The organism is Pseudoxanthomonas mexicana (assembly GCF_046736355.1).
In the GTDB taxonomy this organism is placed as follows: domain Bacteria; phylum Pseudomonadota; class Gammaproteobacteria; order Xanthomonadales; family Xanthomonadaceae; genus Pseudoxanthomonas_A; species Pseudoxanthomonas_A mexicana_B.
The window spans coordinates 140,299-163,202 of sequence record NZ_CP157201.1; the positions used below are offsets into that span (position 1 = coordinate 140,299).

The following is a 22,904-nucleotide window of genomic DNA, read 5'->3' on the forward strand; positions in this document are numbered from 1 at the left end:
CCAGCGACTTCAAGCGGCTGTTGAAAGCAAAGGCGCTGGGTTCCCGCCTTCGCGGGAATGACGGTGTGGAATGACGGTAGAAGCGGGTCCTTACCGTTGAACCATCGGAAAGATGAACCCGCGGCAAGAAAGTCCTCCTATGGCCCGTACAACCCTTCCCGCACCGCATCGAGCAGCGCGCCGTCGTCCTGCCGGTGTTCCCAGTACATGATCCCGCCGAGCCCGCGCGCGCGCACGTAGTGCGCCTTGGCGCGCAGCGACTGCGGGTCGTCGTAGGTGATGAAGGCGCGCTCTTGCGCATTCCACAGCGTCGGCGCCTGCGCGCGCTCGTCCCAGCGGCGCACGTAGCCATCGCGATCCAGGTAATGCGCCTGGATGTCGCGCCAGGACAGGAACGCCTCGTGCTCGCGGTAGGGCTGGTGCAGGCCGTCGTTGTCCGCGCGCACGCCGGCGAACTTGCGGCCGTAGAACGCCACGCCGACGTTGATCTTGCCGGCCGGCACGCCGGCGGCGAGGAACTCCTCGACCGCGCCGGCGGTGGTGCGGCCCTCGGGCGCGGCCGAGGCCGAGCGCCACAGCGCGGCGTGGTGGCCGGTGGTCGGCGTCAGGCTGCCGTGGAAGTCGTAGGTCATTAGGTTGATCCAGTCCAGCAGCGGCGCGATGCGCGGCAGGTCCAGGCCGCGCGCCGCCTCGCCGTCGGCCGCGGCGATGGTCAGCAGGTAGTGCGTGCCGGTGCGCGCGCCCTCTGCGTCGAGCTGCGCGCGGGTGTCGCGCAGCATCGCGGTGAAGTTGTCGCGATCGTCGGGGCTGTGGCTGATGCCCGGCCCGGCCAGGGTCGGGTATTCCCAGTCGATGTCCAAGCCGTCGATCCGGTGCCGGCGCATCAGCGCGATGGCGGTGGCCGCGAACCTCGCCCGCGCCTGCGGCGTGGCCGCCGCCTCGGAGAAGTTGCCCGAGCCCCAGCCGCCGATCGACAGCACGATGCGCAGCCGCGGGTTGTCCCGCTTCAGCGCGACCAGTTGCCGCAGCATCTGCGTGGCGGTGTCGCCGGGCAGATGGACCTCGTGCGACGGATTGACGTGGGCGAAGGCGAAGTTGACGACGTCGAGCTTGCGCGCGTCGATCGACGGCAGTGTGTCGCCATCCATCACGTAGCCGATCACCTGCGGCCGCGGCACCGGATCGTCCTGCTGGCGGGCGTGCGCGATGGTCGCGCAGGACAGCAGGCAGAGACAGGCGAGCAGGCGGCGGATCCTGCTGCGTGCGGAGGCAGTGGTCATGCGTTCTTCCCGGCGGGCGTCCAGCGCGATTCTAGGCAGCCGCGAGGTGGCCGGTAACTGACCAAAGCCAGACCACCGGAGAAGGATCAATCCATGACGCTTCCGTCATCCCCGCACCGGTAAAGCATCAGTCGGGCTGGCGCGGACGGAACGGCACCACCACGCGATTCGGCGCGTCGGGGCGCTGCCACAGCACTGGCACGTCGTGCGGCTTGGGCGGCTCCAGCTCGTCGCGATCCTGCGAGGCCGCCTCGGCGGCTTCCTCCTCGTCCTCCCAACTGTAGCGCTTGCGCGGCAGCGCCGGGTCGAGCCTGCGCAGCAACAGCGCGGCGACGAAGCCTGCGATCGCCCCGCCCATGTGCGCCTGCCACGACACGCCGGGCTCGCGCGGCAGCACGCTCAGCACCATGCCGCCGTACAGCAGGAACGCGATCATGCCGGCGGCGATGGCCGCGCGATCGCGCCGCAGCAGCCCGAGCATGAAGATCATGAACATCAGCCCGTGGGTCAGCCCGCTCGCGCCGAGGTGGTAGCTGCCGGGATCGCCCATCAGCCAAGGCCCCAGCCCCGCGCCCAGCCAGACCAGCGGCACCGCCCACAGCGTCGCGCGCGGGTACACGCTGCCGGCCAGCGTGCCCAGGATCAGCAGCGCGGTGGCGTTGGCGGCGATGTGCTCGACCGAGCCGTGCAGCAGCGGCGCGGTCAGGATGCCGATCAGGCCCTCGGCGCTGAGCGGGGCGATGGCGAACGCGCGCCAGTCGAAGCTGCCCTGCGCGGAGAACACCACCGCCAGCAGCAGCACGAAGGCCAAGCTGTAGTTGAGCGCGCGCACGATGCGGCGGCGGTCGTGGTGATGCTGGGAGGCCGGATCGGCGGAAACGTCGTCGGAATGCGGGTCCATGCCTCACTGGATGGCGCCGGCCGCCGCGTTTGCAAGGGCCGCGCGCGGGACGGACCCTCCTGCGCGCGGGAGAATCCGCCCGCCGCCGTTTCAGTCCGCCGCCGGCCGTGCGCCGGGCCGATGGCGCAGGCTCAGCAGCATGGTCGAACCCAGGATCGCGGCCACCACCGCCAGCGACACCGGCACCGGGATCTTCACCAGGTCCACCAGCAGCATCTTGGCGCCGATGAAGCCCAGCACCAGCGCCAGCCCGTAGGGCAGCAGGTGGAAGCGGTCGGCCATGCCGGCCAGCAGGAAGAACATCGCGCGCAGGCCCAGCACCGCGAACACGTTCGAGGTCAACACGATGAACGGGTCGGTGGTGATGGCGAAGATCGCCGGGATGCTGTCCACCGCGAAGATCACGTCGGTCACCGCGATCATCGCCAGCACCACGAACAGCGGGGTGTAGCGGCGGCGCTTGCCGCGGCCGATCCACAGCGCGCCGCCGAAATAGCGGTTGATCAGCGGCAGGTGGCCGGTGATCCAGCGCAGCACCGGGTTCTTGTCCATGTCCGGCGCCTTGCCGGCCGCCATCCAGATCTTGACGCCGGTGGCCAGCAGGAACGCGCCGAACAGGTACAGCATCCAATGGAACCTGGCCACCAGCGCCGCGCCGGCCAGGATCATGATCGCGCGCAGCACGATCGCGCCCAGCACGCCGATCATCAGCGCGCGCTGGCGCTGCTCCTCCGGCACCGCGAAGTAGGTGAACAGCATCAGGAAGACGAAGATGTTGTCCACCGCCAGCGATTTCTCGACCAGGTAGCCGGTCAGGAACTCCAGGCCCACGCGGTTGGCCTCGGCCAGGCCGGCGGTGTCGTTCACGTGCCACCACAGTGCGCCGTTGAACAGCAGCGCCAGGGCGATCCAGCCCAGGCTCCACCACAGCGCTTCCTTGAACGTGACCTTGTGCGGCCCGCCGTGGCGCATCAGCGCCAGGTCCACCAGCAGCGCAATCGCCACCAGGCCGCCGAAGCCGGCCCACAACCAGGGGTTGCCAATCGTTTCCATCGAGATTCCCGTGAAAAAGGTGAGGACGGCCGCGAGCGACGGCGTCACGGGAACCTGGAGATCTCGGGATCCGGGGACATGCCTTCGCCATCGCGGCGAAGGTCTGGCTCACAGCCCGCAGGCTGCCGTGGGACCGGAGCGTGGACGCTCGAAATGACGGCCGGCACGATGGGAGCTACTCCCCTTCTGGCGCGGATTGTCCGGGCCGCGCCCGGTGCGGTCAACCGCGCGGGTAAAATGGCGCCCATGAATACCGCCAACCCCGTTGTCCGCCTGAAGAACGCCTGGCGTTCCAGCCACCCGTGGATCTTCCAGAAGCTGGTGGAAAAACCTGCCGCCAAGCCCAGGCCGGGCAGCATCGTCGATGTGATCGGCATCGACGGCGAGTGGATCGGCCGCGGCTTCTACAACGGCCATTCGCGCATCGCCGTGCGCATCCTCGAGACCGATCCGGACGTGGCGGTGGACGAGGCCTGGTTCGCGCGCAGGATCGCCGCGGCGGTGTCGCTGCGCCGCGAGGTGCTGAAGCTGGACGCGGTCTCCGACGCCTGGCGGGTGGTCCACAGCGAGGGCGACGGCCTGAGCGGGCTGGTGGTGGATCGCTACGGCGATCTCGTCGTGGTGGAGTTCTTCGCCGCCGGCATGTTCCGCCACCGCGAATGGATCTACGCGGCGCTGCGCGCGCAGTTCCCCGGCTGCCGCTTCCACAGCTTCGCCGACGAGCACGTGCAGAAGCAGGAGAGCTTCGACTTCCACGGCAACACCACCACCGAGCCTGCGATCATCAGCGAGCACGGGGTGAGGTTCCGCGCCGACCCGGCCGGCGCGCACAAGACCGGCTTCTTCGCCGACCAGCGCGAGAACCGCCAGTGGCTGAGCCAGCAGGTCGAGGGCAGGACGGTGCTGGACCTGTGCTGCAACACCGGCGGCTTCGCCGTCTACGCGGCGGCGCGCGGCGCCGCCGAGGTGCTGGGCGTGGACATCGACGAGGACGTGATCGCCATCGCCAAGGGCAACGCCAGGCTCAACAACGTGCGGCCGAAGTTCGTGCAGGCCGACATCTTCCCCTGGCTGCGCGACGCGGCCAACCGCGGCGACCGCTACGACGTGGTGATCCTGGATCCGGCCAAGATGACCCGCGATCGCGATCAGGTCATCTCCGCGCTGAAGAAGTACCTGGACATGAACAAGCTGGCGCTGGGCGTGGTCAAGCCGGGCGGGCTGTTCGCCACCTTCTCCTGCACCGGGCTGGTGGCCGAGGACCAGTTCCTCGACATGCTGCGGCGCGCCTCGTATTTCTCCGGGCGCACGATCCAGATCCTCAAGGTCGCCAGCGCCGGCCCGGATCATCCGTTCATGGCGCACGTGCCCGAATCGCGCTACCTCAAGGCGGTGTTCTGCCGCGTGCTGGACTGATTCCCGCGCGCCGATCCGCCGCCGGCAGGGCACGCACCGGCGCAGGGCCGGTGCATGCGGCGCAGAGGAAGGTCAGTAGCCCTGTTCGCGCAGCTTCGCGCGGACCTGCTCATGGCGCGGATAGAGCGGCTGCGGCGCCTTGCCCAGCAGGCTGACCACCACCACCGCCAGCGTGGCCGCGATCACGCCGGGCACGATTTCGTACAGCGCGCTGCCGGTCTGCTTCCAGGCCACCACCACCGCCGCGCCGGCCACCATGCCCGCCAGCGCGCCGTTGCGCGTCATCCGCTTCCAGAACAGCGACAACACCACCACCGGGCCGAAGGCGGCGCCGAAACCCGCCCAGGCGTAGGCGACCAGCCCGAGCACGCGGCTTTCCGGGTCGCGCGCGATCCAGATGGCCAGCAGCGCCACCGCCAGCACGGCAAAACGGCCGAACCACACCAGTTCGCGGTGGCCGGCGCGGGGCCGGATGAAGCCGCGGTAGAAGTCCTCGGTCAGCGCGCTGGAGCAGACCAGCAACTGCGCCGACAACGTGCTCATCACCGCGGCCAGGATCGCCGACAGCAGCACGCCGGCCACCCACGGATTGAACAGCAGCTCGGCCAGCGCGATGAACACCCGCTCGGGATTGGCGTTGACCGGGCCTGCGGCCTCGGGATGGGCGGCGAACCAGGCGATGCCGAAGAAGCCGGTGGCCATCGCACCGAACAGGCACAGGATCATCCAGGTCATGGCGATGCGGCGCGCGCGCGGGATGGTGGCCAGGCTGTCGGCGGCCATGAACCGCGCCAGGATGTGCGGCTGGCCGAAATAGCCCAGGCCCCAGGCCGCCGCGGACACCACCGCGATCAGGCCGCCGGCGCCGATCCACTGCAGGCGGGCCGGATCGACCTGTTCGATCAGGCTCATCGCCGTGGCCGGGCCGCCGGCGCCGATGATGGCGAAGACCGGCACCAGCAGCAGCGCGAAAATCATCAGCGAGGCCTGCACGGTGTCGGTCCAGCTCACCGCCAGGAAGCCGCCGATGAAGGTGTAGGCGATGGTCACCACCGCGCCCCAGAACATCGCCTGGCCGTAGGGCAGCCCGAACATGCTCTCGAACAGGCGCGCGCCGGCGACGATGCCCGATGCGCAGTAGATCGCGAAGAACACCAGGATCACCAGCGCCGCCAGGATGCGCAGCAGCCTGCTGCGGTCCTCGAAGCGGTGGGTGAAGTAGTCCGGCAGCGTGAGCGCGTTGCGCGTGTGCTCGGTGTACACGCGCAGCGGGCCGGCCACGAACCGCCAGTTGCACCATGCGCCGATGATCAGGCCGATGGCGATCCACGCCTCGGAGGCGCCGGTGAGGTAGAGCGCGCCGGGCAGGCCCATCATCAGCCAGCCGCTCATGTCCGAGGCGCCGGCGGCCAGCGCGGTGACGAAGCTGCCCAGCGAGCGGCCGCCGAGGATGTAGTCGTCGAAGGTGCGGGTCCGCCGCCAGGCGATGAATCCGATGCCGACCATCAGCAGCAGGTAGGCGGAGAAGGTGATAAGCAGCGGCACGTTGGCGGTCATCGGGATTCCTGTGGAGGGAAGCGGGCACCGCACACCTGATCGGCCACCCAGGGCGTGCGGCAGCCTAAGCGCGGGCCGTGGGGTTGGCAATCGGCGCCGCACCACGCCGGCCTTGCAGCCGGCGGCATCCGCATGGCGGGAGGAAGCGGGCGGGTTTGGCGGTGACCGGCGCCAGCGCGCGTCCGCCGCGATCTAGCGGCCGTGGCCGAGCAGATGCTCGCGCAGCACCAATGCACCATTGTGCCGAGTGTCGCGCGCACCGTAGACCAAGGTGACCGGGCCGGCGGCAAGGGCCTGGCGCAACGGCTCCAGGGCTTCGTCGGCGGCGTCCAGTTCCTTGCGGTAGCGCTGGCGAAACCCGTCCCAGCGTTCCGGCCGGTGGCCGAACCATTGGCGCAGTCCGGGGCTGGGCGCGACCTCCTTGAGCCAGATGGCCTGCAATTCCTGCTTCGACACGCCGCGCGGCCATAGCCGATCGACGAGGAAGCGCTCGCCGTCGCCGTCTTCCGCCGGTTCGTAGGCGCGCTTGAGTCGGATATCCATCGCGGCTTGCCCGGTTCTGTGGGTGGCGGCGAGTATGGCGCAGCCGCTGAGACGGCGGCGGCTACACTGTCGCCATGCAACCCGAAGCCCTGATCCTCGCCGGCCTGATCTGCGCCGTCATCGTCCTGCAGGTGGCGCTGCTGCTGCGCCGGCCCGATACCTCCCGCCTCGAACAGGCGCTGCGCGAGGAGCAGCGCGGCGGCCGCGGCGAGCTGCGCGAACAGCTGGACGTGCTGGCGCGCCAGCAGGACGCGCGCATCGACGGCTTCGCCCGCAGCCTGGCCGACCTGTCCACCCGCACCGACCAGCGCCTGGACCTGCTGCGCGAGGCGCTGGGCGAGGACGCGCGCCGTGGCCGGCTGGAGGCGGGCGAATCGCAGCAGCGCTTCGCCGACGGCCTGGGCCAGCGCCTGTCGGAACTGACCCAGCGCAACGAGCAGCGCATCGGCGAGCTGCGCGCCACCCTGGAACAGCAGCTCAAGTCGCTGCAGGCCGACAACGCGCAGAAGCTGGAGCAGATGCGCGCCACCGTCGACGAGAAGCTGCAGACCACGCTGGAGGCGCGGCTCGGCGCCTCGTTCAGGCTGGTTTCCGAGCGGCTGGAGCAGGTCCAGCGCGGCCTCGGCGAGATGCAGCAGCTGGCCACCGGCGTCGGCGATCTCAAGCGCGTGCTGAGCAACGTCAAGACCCGCGGCATCTTCGGCGAGGTGCAGCTGGCCGCGCTGCTGGACCAGGTGCTCACCGTCGAGCAGTACGAGAGCAACGTCGCGCCGGTGCCCGGCCGCGGCGAGCGCGTGGAGTTCTGCGTGCTGCTGCCCGGCGGCGAGGACGGCGTGCCGGTGCGCCTGCCGATCGACGCCAAGTTCCCGCGCGAGGACTACGAGCGCCTGCTCGACGCGCAGGAGCGCGCCGACGCCGAGGCCGCCGCCGGCGCGGCCGCGGCGCTGGAGCGGCAGATCAAGGTCGAGGCCCGGCGCATCCACGAGAAGTACATCGCCCCGCCGCACACCACCGACTTCGCGATCCTGTTCCTGCCCAGCGAGGGCCTGTACGCCGAGGTGCTGCGCCGGCCCGGCCTGTTCGAGGCGCTGCAGCGCGAATACCGGGTGACCCTGGTCGGGCCGACCACGCTGCTGGCGGTGCTCAACAGCCTGCAGATGGGGTTCCGCACGCTGGCCATCGAGAAGCGCTCCAGCGAGGTGCGCCACCTGCTCGGCGCGGTCAAGAGCGAGTTCGGCAAGTTCGCCACCGTGCTGGAGAAGGCGCACGGCCAGCTCGACACCGTGCAGAACAGCCTCAAGGCCGCCGGCGTGCGCACCCGCGCGATCGAGCGCCAGCTGCGCGGCGTCGAGGCGCTGCCGGGCGAGGAGGCGCAGCGGCTGCTGGGCGACGGCGAGGGCTGACGCGCCGCCGGCGCGCTTCAGCTCGCCGGCGGCGTGCCGATGTCGGGGATCGGCATCGCGTCCACCGGCACGGTCGGGTTGCTTTCCTCGTCGCGCAGGTATTCGGGCAGTTCGTCTTCTTCGGCCTTGCGGCGGCCGCTTTCGATCTGGTAGTTGCGCCGCTGCATCCACGAGTCGCGCACCAGCGCGTAGTCGTCGACCGCATCGGCGCGCAGGCTGTCCAGCGACAGCAGCTGCGCGCGCGTGTCCACCAGTTGCAGCCCTTGCAGCGTATAGCGGGTGGCGTTGTCGTCGACCTGGCGGGTCACCGACAGCGGCGCGTCGCCGAGCAGGCCGAAGCCGTCGCGCACGGTGCGCGGGCCGAAGAACGGCAGCTCCAGGTAGCGCGAGTCGCGCCAGCCCCATACGCCCAGGGTCTGGCCGAAATCCTCGCTGCGGCGCTTCATCTTCAGGTCGCTGGCCGGATCGAACAGGCCGGCGATGCCCAGCGTCGAGTTGAGCACGAACCGGCCCAGGGTCTGCGCGGCGTCGCGCGGGCGGCCCTGCAGCACTTGGTTGACCAGGGTCACCGGCGAGCGCAGGTTGTCGAAGAAGTTGGTCACCCCCAGCCGCACCGGACGCGGCACCACTTCCACGTAGGCGCGCGCCAGCGGGCGGGCGATGGTGCGGTCGACCGCGTTGTTGAAGCGGTGCACGCGGCGGTTGTACTTCTCCCACGGATCGTAGGCGCGCGGCGACTGCACCGCGTCCGGCAGGGTGGGATCGGCGACCGGGTTGTACGCGTCCTCGCCGTAGAGCGCGGCGAAATCGTCCTCGGCCTGGGTGCGCGGCGACGACGCGGGAGATCCAGCGGCAGGCGGCGGCACTTCGGCCGCGGCATCGGCCACGACCGGGGCGTCATCGACGACGGGATCCGCGGCGGCAGGCGGCGGCGCATCGTTGGCGGCCTCGACCACGGACGCTGCGGCCGGCGCTGGCGCGGCCGCCGGCGGCGAGCTGGCGCAGGCCGGCAGCAGGGCGGCCAGCGCGAGGAGGGTGGTGGTGCGAAACAGGTTCATCCCGCTTCCTTGGGCGATGCTTGGGGGGTCGGCTAGGCCGGATAGTCCAGATCCGGCGTCAGCCGATAGGCCGCGCGCAGGTCCGCCAGGCCGGCAGGCTCGCCCTCGATGGCGACGCTTGCGCCGGCCGCGCGCAGGCGCGCCGCCAGTTCCGCCAACAATGCCAGCCCGGCGCTGTCCACGGTAGTCACGGAAGTCAGCACGATGCGTTGCACGTCCGTGGGCGCGGCCTGCACCTGCGGCCACAGCGCGGCGGCGGCGGCGCGGTCGAGCGCGCCGGCGAACACCAGCGCGCCGTCCTCGCGGCGCAGCGTGGCGTCAGTTGCCGACGGCATCGCCGCTGACCTGCATGCGGCCGGCGCGCAGATCCGCGGCGACCTGCGGGATCGACTTCTGCCGCAGCGGGGCGTCGAACTGGTTGCGGAAGGTCTGCACGAACGACACGCCCTCGACCATCACGTCGAACACCTTCCACTGCCCGCCGACGTTGCGCAGCAGGTAGTCCACCGGCACCGGGTCGCCGTCCGGGCGCAGCATCTCGCTGGCCACCTTGACGCCGCGGTTGCCGGGCAGCGCGGTCTCTGACTTGATGCGCACGCGCAGCTGGGTGTTGAAATCCAGCAGCGCCGTGCCGTAGCGCGACATCAGGCTGTCGCTGAGCGCATCGGCGAACAGCTTCACGTCGGCGTCGGAGGCGCCGCGACCGTGCAGGCCCAGCACCAGCCGCGCCGAGTAGTCGCGGTCGAACAGGGTGTTGAACTCGCCGTTGATGAACTGCCGCAGCGCGGCCGGATTGCCCTTGAACTCGGCGCGGCGCTTCTCCAGCGTGGCCAGCACGCGCGTGCTGCTGTCCAGCACCAGCTTGCTGGCCGAGCTGGCCGCCGGCGCGCTGGCGACCGCCTGCTGCGCCAGCGCCGGCAGCGGCGCGGTGGCGGCGAGCAGCGCGGCGGCCAGCGCCGAGGTGAGCAGGGAGCGTTTGATTGCGGTCATGGTTGCGGTTCTTCCACGGGGGGTGCGGTGTCGGTGGCGGTATCGCCCGAGGGGCCACTACCGCCGCTGAACATGTATTTTCCGGCCAGCTGCAGCAGGTCCACCGCCGGCTGGGTGAAGGCGATCTCCTCGCCGGGCTTGAGCGTTTCCGGATCGCCGCCGGGCGACAGGCCGATGTAGTTCTCGCCGAGCAGGCCGCTGGTGAAGATGCCGGCGGCGGTGTCGGCCGGCAGGTCCCTGTAGCGGCCGTCGATGGACAGGGTGACGATGGAGTCGAAGCGCACCGGATCCAGCGCGATGCCCGAGACCTGCCCGATCACCACCCCGCCGATCTTGACCGGCGCCTGCGCGCGCAGCTGGCCGACCTGGGAGAAGCGCGCGGTCAGCTCGTAGCGGTCACCGCCGAAGCCGAAGCGCTGGTTGGTCGAGGCCAGCGCCAGCACCAGCAGCGAGGCCAGCGCCAGCAGCAGGAAGGCGCCGACGGCGAATTCGAGTCTCGGTCCACGGATGGCCATGTCAGTCACTCACTTTGCGTACGGAAGAGGCCATCAGCGGAACATCAGCGCCGACAGCACGAAGTTGAACATCAGCACCAGCAGCGAGGCGTTGACCACCGCGCGGGTGGTCGCCACCGAGGTGCCCTCGATGGTCGGCTCGGCATGGAAGCCGACGTAGGCGGCGACCAGCGCCGCGGTGCCGCCGAAGATCGCCGACTTCATCATCGCCACGCCGAAGTCGTCCCAGAAATCCACGCTGCTGCGCAGCGCCGACCAGAACGTGCCGTTGTCCAGGCCCAGCACCTTGACCGCCTCGAACCAGCTGGCGCTGATCGCCAGCGAGCAGAAGAAGCCGGTCAGCAGCGGCACGGTCAGCACCGCCGCCCAGAAGCGCGGGGCGACCGCCTTGGCGATCGGGTCGATGGCCATCAGCTCCAGCGCCTTGATCTGGTCGGTGGCGCGCATCAGCCCCAGCTCGGCGGCGATCGAGCTGCCGGCGCGGCCGATGAACAGCAGCGCGGTCAGCACCGGGCCCAGCTCGCGGTACAGCGACAGGCCCAGCAGCGTGGACAGCGCGTCGGACGCGCCGAAGGTGGTCAGCGTGCGGTAGCCCTGCAGCGTCAGCACCAGCCCGACGAAGGCGCCGCCGACCACGATGATCGGCAGCGAGCGCCCGCCGATCTTGTAGATCTCGCGGGTCAGCTCGGCGAGGAAGTCGCGCGTGGGCATCGAGGCGCGCAGCACCGACAGCGAGAACAGGCCGGCGCGGCCGAGCGAGCGGAGGGAGGCGGCGAAGGCCATCAGCAGTTTCCTCCGGGACGTCCATCCTTCCCCCGCTTGCGGGGGAAGGTGCCCGAAGGGCGGAAGGCGGCGGCGGGCGGACGCTTGTCCCCACCCCAACCCTCATGGGGGAAGGAATCCAGCGTCATGCCGCCGTCCTCCGCGCCGCGTCGAACGCGATCGGCCCGTCCGGCTCGCCGCGCAGGAACTGCCGCACCAGCGGGTCGGGGCTGGCTTCCAGCTCGGCCGGGGTGCCGGCGAACACCTGCCCGCCATTGGCCAGCACCACCACCTGGTCGGCGATCGGCAGGGTCTCGGGGACGTGGTGGCTGACGATCACGCTGGTCAGCCCGAGGGTGTCGTTGAGGCGCTTGATCAGGCTGAGGATGATGCCGGCGGCGATCCGGTCCAGCCCGGTCAGCGGTTCGTCGTAGATCATCAGCGGCGGGTCCAGCGCGATCGCGCGGGCCAGCGCCACCCGCCGGGCCATGCCGCCGGACAGTTCGCGCGGCCAGGCCTCAGCCGCGTTGCGCAGGCCGACCGCGTTGAGCTTCAGCTCGACGATGCGGCGGATCAGCGGCTCGGGCAGGCGCGTGTGCGTGCGCAGCGGCAGGGCGACGTTGTCGGCCACGCTCAGGTCGGTCAGCAGGCCGTTGCCCTGCAGCAGCACGCCGATGCGCGTGCGCAGTTCCAGCAGTTCGCGCGCGCGCCGCGGCACCGACTGGCCGAACACCTCGACGGTGCCGGCGGCGGGCACCAGTTCGCCGGTCAGCGAGGCCAGCAGCGTGGACTTGCCGCAGCCGGACGGCCCCACCACCACGGTGATGCCGCCGCGCGGCATCACCAGGTCGATGTCGCGCAGGATCGTGCGCGTGCCGCGATCCAGGCGGAGGCCGGACAGGCGCACGGCGGTGGCGTCGGCGGGATTCATGGGAGGCGGCGTTCGGGCATGGGCCAAACGCGGTAGCTTCGCGGCCGCTGGCTGAACTCAGCCGGACTGGGCGATGCCATCGTTCTTGCACCGCGCGCGGGCATCGGCATCGCAACCGGCCGGCCGTCTCGTGCTGTGCGACCGAACCGTGCAAGATCGGCGGGGATGACCGTCGCCGCCGACTTCCGCCTGTACCACTCCAACTCGCTGGAAATCTTGGCCGGCCTGCTGGCCGAGGCGCTGCGCGAGCCCGCGCCGGGACAGCCGCTGCTGGCGCCGGACACAGTGCTGATCCCGCAGGTGGCGATGCGCCGCTGGCTGCAGGCCACGCTGGCCGCGCGCCACGGCGTGGCCGCCAACCTGGAATTCCTGACCCCGGGCGAGTTCGTCGCGCGCGCGCTGCAGGCCAATCCCGATCCCGGGCAGGCGCCGCCGGCGGCCGGCGACGAACTCGACGACGCCGCGCTGCGCTGGCACCTGTACGCGGCGCTGACCGACGAAGGCTGGATGGCGCAGCCCGCGCTGGCGGCGCTGGCCGCGCACGTGGCCGGCCCGGATCCGCTGCGGCCGTGGGCGCTGGCCGGGGAACTGGCCGCGGTGTTCGAGAAATACCAGGCCTGGCGCCGCGACTGGCTGCTGCGCTGGGAGGCCGGCGCCGACCCGGACGATCCGCAGGCGCTGCTGTGGCGCCGCGTGGCGCGCGGCCGCCGGCACCGCGCCCGCCGCATCCAGCACTACCTCGACCGTTTCGAGGCGCCCGGCGCGCCGCCGCCGGCCGGGCTGCCGGCGCGGCTGTTCGCCTTCGCCACCCTCAACGTCTCGCCCGACGTGCTGCGCGTGCTGGCCACGCAGGCGCGCGCGGGCACGCTGCATTTCTACGTGCCGTCGCCGGCGAAGGACTACTGGGGCGACCTGCAGCGCGCGCGCGCCGGCGCCGCCGTGGAGGACGCGGCGGAGAATCCGCTGCTGCGTGCCTGGGGCGCGGCTGGCCGCGACTTCATGGCGGTGCTCGGCGGCTACGAAGTGGTCCATCCCAGCGGCGAGATCCCGGCCCACGCCGACCCGGCCGCGCGCGCCGACGCCTGGCGCGACGGCCTGCTGCAACGCCTGCAGGCCGACCTGTTCCATCGCCGCGCCAGCCCCGGCGCGCCGCCGCGCGAAGCGATCGATCGCGGCGATCCCAGCCTGCAGGTGCACGCCTGCCATACCCGCCTGCGCGAACTGCAGGTGCTGCACGACCAGCTGCGCGCGCTGTTCGACGATCCGCGCTTCGACCCGCCGCTGCAGCCGCGCGAAGTGGCGGTGCTGGCGCCGGACATCGATCCCTACATCCCGTACCTGGACGCGGTGTTCGGCGGGCATGGCCAGGACGATGCGATTCCCTACGCGCTGGCCGACGCCAGCCCGCTGGCCGGCGAACCGCTGGCCGAGGTGTTCCTGCGCCTGCTGGCGCTGCCGGTGTCGCGCTTCGGGCTGGGCGAGACGCTGGACCTGCTGGCGAGCCCGCCGCTGGCCGAGGCCGCGGATCTGGACGCGGCCGCGTTCGCGCGCCTGCAGGCGTGGCTGGCGGCGGCCGGCGCGCGCTGGGGGCTGGACGCCACCCACCGCGCGCGGCTGGAGGCGCCGGCCGACGACGCCTACACCTGGCAGTTCGCGCTGGATCGCCTGCTGCTCGGCCATGCCAGCGGCAGCGACGCGCTGATCGAAGGCGCGGCATCGTCGGTCGCGCCGATGCCGGAGCTGGAAGGCAGCGCGCTCGACGCCCTCGACACGCTGATCCGGCTGCTGCGCGTGCTGGCGCGGCACGCGGTGCTGCTGGGCGAGGCGATGCCGCCGGAGGCCTGGCGCGAACGCCTGCTCGGCCTGCTCGACGCACTGCTGCCGCGCATGCCCGCGCAGGCTTCGGCGCAGCGCGCGCTGGATCGCCTGCGCGGCCTCGTCGACGCCTTCGCCGCCGATGCGCGCCGCGCCGGCTTCGAGGCGGCGGTGCCGGCCGAGGCGGTGCGCGCGCATTTCGCCGCCGCGCTGGGCGAGGCCGACACCCGCGCGCCGCTGCTGACCGGCGGCGTCAGCATCGGCCGCATGGTGCCGATGCGGCTGCTGCCGTTCCGGGTCATCTGCCTGCTCGGCATGGACGACGGCGATTTCCCGCGCCGCGATCCGGCCGCCGGCCTCAACCGCCTGACCGCCGAACTCGGCGGTGCGCGCCGCCGACCCGGCGACCGCTCCACCCGCGACGACGATCGCTTCCTGTTCCTGCAACTGTTCGCCGCCGCGCAGGACGTGTTCTACCTCAGCTACCAGGGCGCCGACCCGCGCGACGGCAGCGCGCGCGAACCCTCGCCGCTGGTGTCCGACCTGCTGGCGGTCGCCGCCGCGCAGCACGCGCCCGCGGCCGACGCGGCGCGGGCGCTGGTCGTGCACCACCCGCTGCAGCCGTTCGCGCCGGCCGCGTTCGGCGCCGGCGACGAGCCGCGGCGGTTCTCGTACCGGCAGTCCTGGTGGAAGGCCGCCGCCGGCGCGCGCCGGCGCGGCCCGCTGCCGCGCTGGTTCGACGGGGCGACGATGGCCATGCCGATGGGCGAGCCGGAAGCGCGGTTGCCGGTGGACGCGCTGAAGCGCTTCCTCGCCGCGCCGGCGCAGGCGTTCCTGCAGCAGAAGCTCGGGCTGCGGCTGGCCGAGGTCGAGCGCGCCGGCGACGACATCGAGCCGCTGCTCGCGCCGGCCGCCGGGCTGGAGAAGCATGCGCTGCAGCAGGCGGTGTTCGCCGCGGCGCTGCGCGGCGACAGCGACGCGGCCGCCCATGCGGCACTGCGCGCGCGCGGGCTGCTGCCGTCCGGTCCGCTGGGCCGGCGCGCGCTGTCGGCGGTGCGCGCCGAGGTCGATGCCTATGCGCGGGCGTTCCTGGCCTGGCGCGGCGATGCCCTCGCCGGTGCGTTGCAGGCCGAGGTGGACATCGACGGCACCGTGCTGCATGGACGCCTCGCCGAGGCGTATCCGCACGGGCTGGCGCGGCTGCGCTTCGGCAAGCCGAACGGCGCCTCGGCGATCCGCGACGGCATCGACTGGCTGCTGGCCAGCGCCGCCGGCCTGGCGCTGCCGCTGGTGCAGTTCCACGACGCCGGCCGCGACGGCGTGGGCCCGCACCTGCGCGCGGCGCTGGATCCGCAGCAGGCGCGCGCCGCGCTCGCGCACCTGCGGGTACTGCGCGCCTACGGCCTGCGCGAGCCGCTGCCGTTCGCCCCGTACAGCAGCTGGGCGTTCTTCGACGCCGCCGATTACGAGCAGGGGCTGAAGGCGGCCGAGTCGAAATGGCGCGGCTCCGCGCAGGGTTTCGCCGAAGGCGAAAGCGAGGCGCTGCGCGTCGCGCTGCGCGGCCGCGATCCGTTCAGCGATGGCGACACCCGCCTGCAGTTCGCCGACACCGCGCTGTCGGTGTTCCTGGCGGTGACCCGCGGCGTGGTGCATGCCGGCGTCGATGCCGAGGCGATCGGCGCCTTCGAATCCGACTTCGACGCGGAGGCCGCGCCATGACCGCCGCCGCCGATCCCTACCTGGCGCTGCCGCTGGACGGCATCCGCGCGATCGAGGCTTCCGCCGGCACCGGCAAGACCTTCACGCTGGCCACGCTGGTGGTGCGGCTGGTGGTCGAGCGCGGCCTGCGCATCGGCGAGATCCTGGCGGTGACCTTCACCGACGCGGCGACGCAGGAACTGCGCAAGCGGATCCGCGAGCGGCTGCTGCTGGCCGCATCACTGGTTGATACCCCGGGCGTGGACGACGAGGACGCGGATCGGGCGCTGACCCGGGCGACGATCGAGGCGCACCTCGCGCGCGGCAGCGAGAGCGCCGCCGTGCTGCAGCGGCGCCTGCGCGATGCCGCCGAAGGCATCGACCTGGCCGCGATCTTCACCATCCACGGCTTCTGCGCGCGGGTGCTGCGCGAGCATGCGCTGGAAGCCGGGCAGGGCTTCGACGCGCCGGAACTGCTGGCCAGCGACGCCGACCTGCGCGCCGAGGTCGCCGCCGACCTGTGGCGCGCGCACGGCAGCGCAGCCGAGGCCGCCGACGACCTGCTCGCGCTGTGGAAGGGCGGACCGCCGAAGCTCGCCGGCGACCTGTCGCCGCTGGTGCGCGAACGCGCGCTGCGGCCAGCGCTGGCCGGACTGCCGGACGATCCGGCGCCGCGGCTGCGCGCCGCCGGCGAGGCCTTGATGGCCGCGCTGCGCGCGCACGGCGACGACTTCCGCGCATCGCTGCTGGCGGCGGTCGAGGGCAAGGTGCTCAACGGCAACAGCTATCGCGCCGAATGGATCAACGCGCTGTTCGCCGCGCTGGAGACCTGGTGCGACCGCGCCGAACCCGGGGTTCCGTTCGAGCACGACAAGCTGCCCAACCTCGGCCGCGACACCCTGCTGCTGCGGACCAGCAAGGCCAGCGCCGGCCGCACGCCGCAGTCGCCAGTCTGCGACGTCTTGCCGGACTATCTCGATGCATTGACCGCGCTTGCCGCGTGGCAGGACGCGCGCCGCGTGCGCCTGCTGCATGCGCTGCGCGAGGACGCGCGCGCGCGGCTGGCGCGGCACAAGCGCCAGCGCCGCGTGCAGACCTACGACGACCTGATCGACGGCGTCGCCGACGCGCTCGACGACCAAGGCGGGGAGCCCGCCGCGCGCGCGCGCGCCGCTGCGCTGGCCGCCGCGCTGCGCAAGCAGCACCGGGTCGCGCTGGTCGACGAGTTCCAGGACACCGATCCGCGGCAGTGGCGGATCTTCGACCGCGTGTTCGGCCGCGGCAGCGCCGATCCGGCGCTGTTCGTGATCGGCGATCCGAAGCAGGCGATCTACGGCTTCCGCGGCGGCGACGTCGAGACCTACCTCGCTGCCAGGGCCACCGCCGAGGAAGCGCCGGCGCTGTCGCTGAACTTCCGCTCGCGCCCGGCGGTGCTGCGCGCGATTTCGGCGCTGTACGCGCAGGCCACCGCCGCCGGCGCCGCGCCGTTCGTGGATCCGCGCATCGCCTTCCGCGAAGTGCAGCCCGGCGGCGTGCGCCGCGACGACGACTACCTGCGCGATGGCCGCCCGGCGCCGGCGCTGACGCTGTGGCGCGCGCCGCTGCCGCCGCCGGATCCGAAAACGGGCGCGCCGAAGCCGTACAGCGCGCCGCGTTCGCGCGATCTGGCCGCGCGGGCCTGCGTGGCCGCCATCCACCGCCTGCTGTGCGATGCGCGCCAGGGCAGGGCGTCGATCGAGGGCCGCCCGGTGCAGTCCGGCGACATCGCCGTGCTGGTGCGCACGCACCAGGAGGCGACGCGCATCCGCCAGGCGCTGGCCGCCGCCGGCATCCCCGCGGTCGCCGCCGGCAGGCAGAGCCTGTACGCGACGGGCGAGGCGCGCGAGGTGCATGCGCTGTTGCTCGCCCTGCTGCACGGCGCCGACGACGGCCGCCTGCGCACGGCGCTGGCGACGGTGCTGATCGGCGAGGACGCGGCGCACATTGCCGCGCTCGACGCCGACGGCGAGGCCCTGCGCCGGTGGCAGGTGGCCGCGCTCGGCTGGCGCGAGCGCCTGCAGCACGCCGGCCCGCTCGCGCTGATCAACGATCTCTGCGCACAGCACGCCGGCCGCCTGCTCGGCCTGCTCGATGGCGAGCGCCGCCTGACCAACTACCTGCAACTGGCCGAACTGCTGCAGCAGGCGCATGCACGCGCGCCCGGCCTGAACGGCCTGGTCGACGGGCTGGCGCAGGCGATCGCGCAGGCGCTGGCCGACCCGGCGGCCGCGGCCAACGACGACACCCAGTTGCTGCGGCTGGAATCCGACGCCCACCGCGTGCAGATCGTCACCCTGCACAAGAGCAAGGGCCTGGAGTATCCGCTGGTGTTCCTGCCGTTCGCCGGCATCGGCGCAAGGCCGCGGCCCGCCGGCCAGCGCGTCGTCGTGCACGATGGCGAGGGCCGCGTGCTGCACTGGAAGCTGCTGGCCGAGGCCTCGGGCTGGGAGACGGCCGCCGGCAAGGCCGCCGACGCGCAGCGCGCCGAGGACGCGCGCCTGCTCTACGTCGGCCTGACCCGCGCGCGGCATGCGCTGTGGCTCGCCGGCCGCCTGTTCCACGAATACGCCAGTTCGCCGCTGGCGGCGATGGTGGCGCAGCCCGAGGCGCTCGCCGCCGTGCTCGGCGATGCCGTCGCCATCGACGGCGGCGAACCGCCGGAGGCACTGCCGTGGCTGCCGGCGCAGGACGAGGGCGCGGCGCCGCCGGCGCGCGTGGCCACCCGCGCGCTGCCGCACGACTGGTGGGTCTACAGCTTCACCCAGCTCGCCCATGCCGAGGCCGGCGGCGACGCGTCGAGCGCATCGACCCAGCCGGCGCCCGGCGGCCGGGACGAACCCGTCGCGGCGGAGGCCGAAGCCGCGCCCGGGACCGACGCCTTCGATCCGCGTTTCGCCGGCAGCCGCTTCGGCGTGGTGCTGCACGACGTGCTAGAGCGCAGCGACTTCACGCAGTGGCGCGCGTGGACGCCCGCCGCGCCGGTGCCCGCCGCCGAACGCGCGTTGATCGAGGACAGGCTGCGCGCCGGCGGTTATCCAGCCGGCGACATCGACGACGGCGTCGCCCTGCTGACGCCGCTGATCGGGCAGACACTGACCGTCGCGCTGCCGGAAGGCCTGCGCCTGGCGGATCTGCCGGCCGACGCGCGGCGGCCCGAGATCGAATTCCAGTTCGCGCTGGCGCCGACGGCGGTCGATGCGCTGCTGGCGCTGCTGCACCGCCACGGCCTGCTGCGCGGCCGCCGCGGCTTCGGCGCGCGGCGCCGGCTGGAAGGCCTGATGACCGGCCTGATCGATCTGACCTACCACCACGACGGCCGCTGGTACGTGCTTGACTACAAATCCAACCGCCTGCCCGGCTACGACGCCGCACGGCTCGACGAGGCGATGGCGCACAGCGAGTACGACCTGCAGGCGCTGATCTACACGCTGGCGCTGCACCGCTGGCTGCGCTTCCGCCTCGGCGGCGCGTATGACTACGCGCGCGACTTCGGCGGCGTGCGCTACCTGTTCTGCCGCGGCCTGGACGCCGCGCGCGCCGACGCGCCCGGCGTGCAGGCCTGGCGTTTCGAATCGGACCTTGTGCACGCGCTCGACGCTCTCTTCGCCGGCCAACAGCTCCCTCCCCCGCTTGCGGGGGAGGGTCGGGGTGGGGGCGCCGTTGCTCCAGCGCCTGATGGAGCCAACATCCGATGAATGCCTCCCCGCTGCTCCGCGCGCTCACCGCCGCCGGCGCCCTGCGCACCCTCGACCACGCCTTCGCGCAGAGCCTGCGCCGGCTCGATCCGGACACGCCCGATGCGGTGCTCGCCGCGGCCGCACTGGCCTCGCGCGCGGTCGCCGACGGTCATGCCGGCTTCGATCCCGCGCAGCCGGCGCAATGGATCGACGCCAACCTCGACTGGCCCGCGCCCGAGGCCTGGCTGGCCACGCTCGCCGCCTCGCGCTGGGTTGCGCAGCCCGCGGCCGCCGATGCCGAAGCCGTCGCCGACGCCCCGCTGGTGCTCGAACACGGCCTGCTCTACCTCCGCCGCTACCGCGAATACGAACGCCGGCTCGCACTCGGCCTCCGGCGCATCGGCGCGCACGCGCCCGACCCCGGCGACCTGGCCGCGCTCGCCCCGCTGTTCCACGAACTGTTCCCCGCATCCTCACCCCCGCACGCCACCGTCCCGCAAGGGGCGGAAGAGGGCGCCGTTCCGCTCCCAACCGAGGATCTGCAAGCCCGCGCCGCCGCCCTCGCCCTGCGCCACGCGCTGCTGCTGGTCACCGGCGGCCCCGGCACCGGCAAGACCACCACCATCGCGCGGCTGCTGGTGCTGCTCGCCGCGCAGGCCGCGCACGCGGGCCGGCCCGCGCCACGCATCGCCCTGGCCGCGCCCACCGGCCGCGCCGCCGAACGCATGGCCGAGAGCCTGCGCAACGCCGCGCAGGCGCTGCCCGCGCTCGGCATCGACGCCGCGCTCGCCGCGCAACTGCCCACCGCCGGCACCACCCTGCACCGGCTGCTCGGCGTCATCCCCGACTCGCCGCGCTTCCGCCACCACGCCGACAACCCGCTGCCGTTCGACGTGGTGGTGGTGGACGAGGCCTCGATGATCGACCTGCCGCTGATGGCCAAGCTGGTCGAGGCGGTGGCCGACGGCGCGCGGCTGGTGCTGCTGGGCGATCCCGACCAGCTGCCGTCGGTCGAGGCCGGCGACGTGCTCAGCAGCATCCTGCGCGCGGCCGGCGACGGCGCCCGCCTGGTACACGACGATGCCGACATCCTGCGCCCGCTGCTGGGCGATTCCTCCCGCGAAGGCGGGAATCCAGCGACTTCCGGCTCGCCGACGGACGCGGGCAACCCTGCCTTCCCCGGCCGCCACGTCCACCTGCGGCGCGGCTACCGCCAGAGCGCGGCGCTGCAGCTGGCGCCGCTGGCCGCCGCCGTGCGCGCCGGCGATGCGCAGGGCGCGCTGGCGCTGCTACGCGGCGGCATGCTGGACGGCGTGCATTTCCACGAGGATCTCGCCGATCCGCTGCTGGCGCACCGCGACGCGTTCCTCGCCCACTGGCGCGCGCTGGCCGATGCCGACGCCCCGGCGCAGGCGCTCGCGCTCGCCGGCCGCCTGCGCCTGCTCACCGCCGTGCGCGAAGGCCCGCAGGGCGCGCGCAACCTCAACGCGCGCATCGAGACCCTGCTGGCCGAAGGCGGGCTGGCCGGCGGACCGCGCCGGGGTGCCGGGTCGGACCACTTTCACGGCCGTCTGCTGCTGGTCACCGAAAACAGCTACCGCCACCGCCTGTTCAACGGCGACATCGGCGTATGCCTGCGCGACGGCAGCGGCGCGCTCGCGGCCTGGTTCCCCGGCGACGACCCGCAGCATCCGCGCCCGTTCCATCCCGCCGCCCTGCCCGCGCACGAAAGCGCCTTCGCCATGACCGTGCACAAGGCGCAGGGATCGGAGTTCGACAGCGTCTGGCTGATCCTGCCCGAGCGCTTCAACCGCGCGCTGTCGCGCGAACTGGTCTACACCGGCATGACCCGCGCGCGCAGCGCATTGCACGTCGCGGCAAGCGCCGATGTGCTTGCCGAAGCGCTGGCGCGCCACGCGAGCCGCTGGTCGGGATTGGGAGAGCGGCTACGGGAGTGATGCCTGATTGGGTGCGCGTTGACGACTTGCACATGCGATCTCGCGAGGTTTCCCAGGCGTTCAAGCCTGGCACTGTTCGTGAGCACTGGGCAAGCGGGCGCTGGTGTATGTGATTCCAAGCCTGAAAGACAGCGCCGGGCGTCGATCCGGGAGCTCGCCGCGACGCCTGCGCAGCCGGCTTAATGTCTGCTTCTGCCGGAAGCGGACTTCTTGGATAGGATGCCTGCTATCGATCAGGGTCGGACTTCGCCACCTAGGTTAGGCCGTCGACCAAGACGGAGAGATTGGCTCACTTCGCCCCCTTCCTGAGAGGTCCTGCATTCTTGAACCAGTCCAGGATCTCGGTGCGTGCGGCGCGCCAGTTCTGCCGCAGGCCATGGTCATCGCCTGGATAGACGATCAGCTTGTACGGACGCTCGAGCTGCCGCAGGCGATCCGCCATCGCGCGGGCATCCTCGACATTGACGCGATCATCGGCCTCGCCATGCAACAGCAGCACGGGCATGTCGGCGGGCAGTTGTTCCGCCCAGCGAAGTGCCGATCGCGTGCCTAGCGCCGCCTGCTTGTTGCTGTCATAGCCGGGGATGCGGGCGCGATAGACGCGCTCCATCTCCGGACGCCATGCGAGTCCCGCCAGCAGATCGGAGACTCCTCCGATCGTGGCCATAGCGGTGACGTCGCCGCGTTGGCGCGCGACCATATAGCTCATCATCGCACCGCGGCTCTGGCCGAGCAGGAAGATGCGACCGTCATCGACGCCGGGCATCGCCAGCGACAGGTCGATTAGGCGCATGACGTCGTCGACGTCCTTGCCGCCGAATTCGTCCGAGTCGCGATACTGGCTGGCGACCACCACATAGCCGGCCTTCGCCAAAGGCAGCAGTTTCAGGAACACCTGCAGCGAGTCGAGCCTGCCGTAGGTTCCGTTGCCGCCGCGGTTGTAGACCAGCAAGGGCAGCTCGCGGGCCGTTGCGCTCGCTTTAGGGCGGACGACGTAGCCGGAAACGGTTTGTTCGCCGCTGGCATACGTGACGATGCGGCAGTCGAACGCGGAGCGGGCGAACGCGAATGCCTTGGCGGGTACCAGGGATTCCACCAGTGCCCTGGAGAGCGGCCTGTCTTCGATGCGTTGGGGGATCGAGGCCAGCCAGCTCGTGTAGTCCGGAGTGGCCTCGAAGCAATCGGTCTGCGAGAGGAAGGCGGCTGGGGCCGTGGCGGGCTTGCCGGCGATGGCGGGCAAGGCAAGGGCGAACGTCACCGCGAGCGCGGCGAGCAGCGTGCGAAGCATGCGTGTGGTCTCGAAGGAAA

At 72.2% G+C, this 22,904-nt stretch carries 17 protein-coding genes; 5 read left to right on the forward strand and 12 right to left on the reverse strand.

Features of this window, described 5'->3' with window-relative positions; genetic code table 11:
• Positions 1–137: 137 nt before the first annotated feature.
• The 3 genes from AAG688_RS00595 to AAG688_RS00605 all read right to left on the reverse strand — a co-directional run bounded on the left by AAG688_RS00595 (position 138) and on the right by AAG688_RS00605 (position 3,234).
• Entirely contained in the window at positions 138–1,280 is a 1,143-nt protein-coding gene (locus AAG688_RS00595; RefSeq protein ID WP_411833433.1) for a glycoside hydrolase family 18 protein, read from the reverse strand.
• Between the two features lie 127 nt (positions 1,281–1,407).
• Complete coding sequence (locus tag AAG688_RS00600) at positions 1,408–2,181, reverse strand: rhomboid family intramembrane serine protease (protein WP_411833434.1); 774 nt, start codon at positions 2,179–2,181, stop codon at positions 1,408–1,410.
• A gap of 90 nt (positions 2,182–2,271) precedes the next feature.
• Positions 2,272–3,234: a TerC family protein gene (locus AAG688_RS00605; RefSeq protein ID WP_411833435.1), complete on the reverse strand. Its 963-nt coding sequence runs from the start codon at positions 3,232–3,234 to the stop codon at positions 2,272–2,274.
• 246 nt (positions 3,235–3,480) lie between these two features.
• On the opposite strand from AAG688_RS00605, the gene AAG688_RS00610 reads away from it, so the two are divergent.
• Positions 3,481–4,650 (forward strand): class I SAM-dependent rRNA methyltransferase, encoded by a 1,170-nt coding sequence (locus AAG688_RS00610; RefSeq protein ID WP_411833436.1) that lies wholly within the window; start codon positions 3,481–3,483, stop codon positions 4,648–4,650.
• A 72-nt stretch (positions 4,651–4,722) separates the two neighbouring features.
• Here the strand turns inward: AAG688_RS00610 and putP are convergent, their stop codons facing one another.
• Positions 4,723–6,207, reverse strand: a complete 1,485-nt coding sequence (gene putP, locus AAG688_RS00615) for a sodium/proline symporter PutP (protein WP_411833437.1) — start codon at positions 6,205–6,207, stop codon at positions 4,723–4,725.
• A 192-nt stretch (positions 6,208–6,399) separates the two neighbouring features.
• The gene (locus AAG688_RS00620) at positions 6,400–6,750 is read right to left on the reverse strand and encodes a DUF488 domain-containing protein (RefSeq protein ID WP_411833438.1); all 351 of its coding nucleotides are present in this window, start codon (positions 6,748–6,750) and stop codon (positions 6,400–6,402) included.
• A 74-nt stretch (positions 6,751–6,824) separates the two neighbouring features.
• On the opposite strand from AAG688_RS00620, the gene AAG688_RS00625 reads away from it, so the two are divergent.
• The gene (locus AAG688_RS00625; protein ID WP_411833439.1) at positions 6,825–8,153 is read left to right on the forward strand and encodes a DNA recombination protein RmuC; all 1,329 of its coding nucleotides are present in this window, start codon (positions 6,825–6,827) and stop codon (positions 8,151–8,153) included.
• A 17-nt stretch (positions 8,154–8,170) separates the two neighbouring features.
• Here the strand turns inward: AAG688_RS00625 and AAG688_RS00630 are convergent, their stop codons facing one another.
• From AAG688_RS00630 to AAG688_RS00655, 6 genes are all read right to left on the reverse strand, one after another.
• Positions 8,171–9,211, reverse strand: coding sequence for a VacJ family lipoprotein (locus AAG688_RS00630; RefSeq protein ID WP_411833440.1), 1,041 nt, complete (start codon positions 9,209–9,211; stop codon positions 8,171–8,173).
• Between the two features lie 32 nt (positions 9,212–9,243).
• Positions 9,244–9,546, reverse strand: coding sequence for an STAS domain-containing protein (locus tag AAG688_RS00635; RefSeq protein WP_411833441.1), 303 nt, complete (start codon positions 9,544–9,546; stop codon positions 9,244–9,246).
• A complete protein-coding gene (locus tag AAG688_RS00640; protein ID WP_411835047.1) occupies positions 9,530–10,192 on the reverse strand; it encodes a phospholipid-binding protein MlaC in 663 nt (220 codons plus the stop codon). Before AAG688_RS00640 ends, AAG688_RS00635 begins: the two co-directional genes overlap by 17 nt.
• Positions 10,193–10,197: 5 nt before the next feature.
• Complete coding sequence (gene mlaD, locus AAG688_RS00645; protein ID WP_411833442.1) at positions 10,198–10,716, reverse strand: outer membrane lipid asymmetry maintenance protein MlaD; 519 nt, start codon at positions 10,714–10,716, stop codon at positions 10,198–10,200.
• Between the two features lie 33 nt (positions 10,717–10,749).
• Entirely contained in the window at positions 10,750–11,499 is a 750-nt protein-coding gene (locus AAG688_RS00650; RefSeq protein WP_411833443.1) for an MlaE family lipid ABC transporter permease subunit, read from the reverse strand.
• A gap of 124 nt (positions 11,500–11,623) precedes the next feature.
• Entirely contained in the window at positions 11,624–12,409 is a 786-nt protein-coding gene (locus AAG688_RS00655) for an ABC transporter ATP-binding protein (RefSeq protein ID WP_411833444.1), read from the reverse strand.
• A gap of 165 nt (positions 12,410–12,574) precedes the next feature.
• Between AAG688_RS00655 and recC the strand changes: the two genes are divergently transcribed.
• The 3 genes from recC to recD are packed head-to-tail and all read left to right on the forward strand — an operon-like array spanning position 12,575 to position 21,596.
• Positions 12,575–15,943, forward strand: a complete 3,369-nt coding sequence (gene recC / locus AAG688_RS00660) for an exodeoxyribonuclease V subunit gamma (RefSeq protein ID WP_411833445.1) — start codon at positions 12,575–12,577, stop codon at positions 15,941–15,943.
• Positions 15,940–19,656 carry a UvrD-helicase domain-containing protein gene (locus AAG688_RS00665; protein ID WP_411833446.1) on the forward strand — a complete coding sequence of 1,239 codons (3,717 nt, stop codon included), beginning with the start codon at positions 15,940–15,942 and terminating at the stop codon, positions 19,654–19,656. Before recC ends, AAG688_RS00665 begins: the two co-directional genes overlap by 4 nt.
• Positions 19,653–21,596: an exodeoxyribonuclease V subunit alpha gene (recD, locus tag AAG688_RS00670; protein ID WP_411833447.1), complete on the forward strand. Its 1,944-nt coding sequence runs from the start codon at positions 19,653–19,655 to the stop codon at positions 21,594–21,596. The genes AAG688_RS00665 and recD overlap by 4 nt, the downstream gene beginning before the upstream one ends.
• A 289-nt stretch (positions 21,597–21,885) precedes the next feature.
• On the opposite strand, the gene AAG688_RS00675 is transcribed toward recD, so the two are convergent.
• A complete protein-coding gene (locus AAG688_RS00675) occupies positions 21,886–22,884 on the reverse strand; it encodes an alpha/beta hydrolase family protein (RefSeq protein ID WP_411833448.1) in 999 nt (332 codons plus the stop codon).
• Positions 22,885–22,904: the final 20 nt, after the last annotated feature.

Coding starts and splice junctions, on each gene's coding strand:
- AAG688_RS00595 (WP_411833433.1), bottom strand. CDS start 1,280: ATGACCACTGCCTCCGCACGCAGCAGGATCCGCCGCCTGCTCGCCTGT.
- AAG688_RS00600 (WP_411833434.1), bottom strand. CDS start 2,181: ATGGACCCGCATTCCGACGACGTTTCCGCCGATCCGGCCTCCCAGCAT.
- AAG688_RS00605 (WP_411833435.1), bottom strand. CDS start 3,234: ATGGAAACGATTGGCAACCCCTGGTTGTGGGCCGGCTTCGGCGGCCTG.
- AAG688_RS00610 (WP_411833436.1), top strand. CDS start 3,481: ATGAATACCGCCAACCCCGTTGTCCGCCTGAAGAACGCCTGGCGTTCC.
- putP (WP_411833437.1), bottom strand. CDS start 6,207: ATGACCGCCAACGTGCCGCTGCTTATCACCTTCTCCGCCTACCTGCTG.
- AAG688_RS00620 (WP_411833438.1), bottom strand. CDS start 6,750: ATGGATATCCGACTCAAGCGCGCCTACGAACCGGCGGAAGACGGCGAC.
- AAG688_RS00625 (WP_411833439.1), top strand. CDS start 6,825: ATGCAACCCGAAGCCCTGATCCTCGCCGGCCTGATCTGCGCCGTCATC.
- AAG688_RS00630 (WP_411833440.1), bottom strand. CDS start 9,211: ATGAACCTGTTTCGCACCACCACCCTCCTCGCGCTGGCCGCCCTGCTG.
- AAG688_RS00635 (WP_411833441.1), bottom strand. CDS start 9,546: ATGCCGTCGGCAACTGACGCCACGCTGCGCCGCGAGGACGGCGCGCTG.
- mlaD (WP_411833442.1), bottom strand. CDS start 10,716: ATGGCCATCCGTGGACCGAGACTCGAATTCGCCGTCGGCGCCTTCCTG.
- AAG688_RS00650 (WP_411833443.1), bottom strand. CDS start 11,499: ATGGCCTTCGCCGCCTCCCTCCGCTCGCTCGGCCGCGCCGGCCTGTTC.
- AAG688_RS00655 (WP_411833444.1), bottom strand. CDS start 12,409: ATGAATCCCGCCGACGCCACCGCCGTGCGCCTGTCCGGCCTCCGCCTG.
- recC (WP_411833445.1), top strand. CDS start 12,575: ATGACCGTCGCCGCCGACTTCCGCCTGTACCACTCCAACTCGCTGGAA.
- AAG688_RS00665 (WP_411833446.1), top strand. CDS start 15,940: ATGACCGCCGCCGCCGATCCCTACCTGGCGCTGCCGCTGGACGGCATC.
- recD (WP_411833447.1), top strand. CDS start 19,653: ATGAATGCCTCCCCGCTGCTCCGCGCGCTCACCGCCGCCGGCGCCCTG.
- AAG688_RS00675 (WP_411833448.1), bottom strand. CDS start 22,884: ATGCTTCGCACGCTGCTCGCCGCGCTCGCGGTGACGTTCGCCCTTGCC.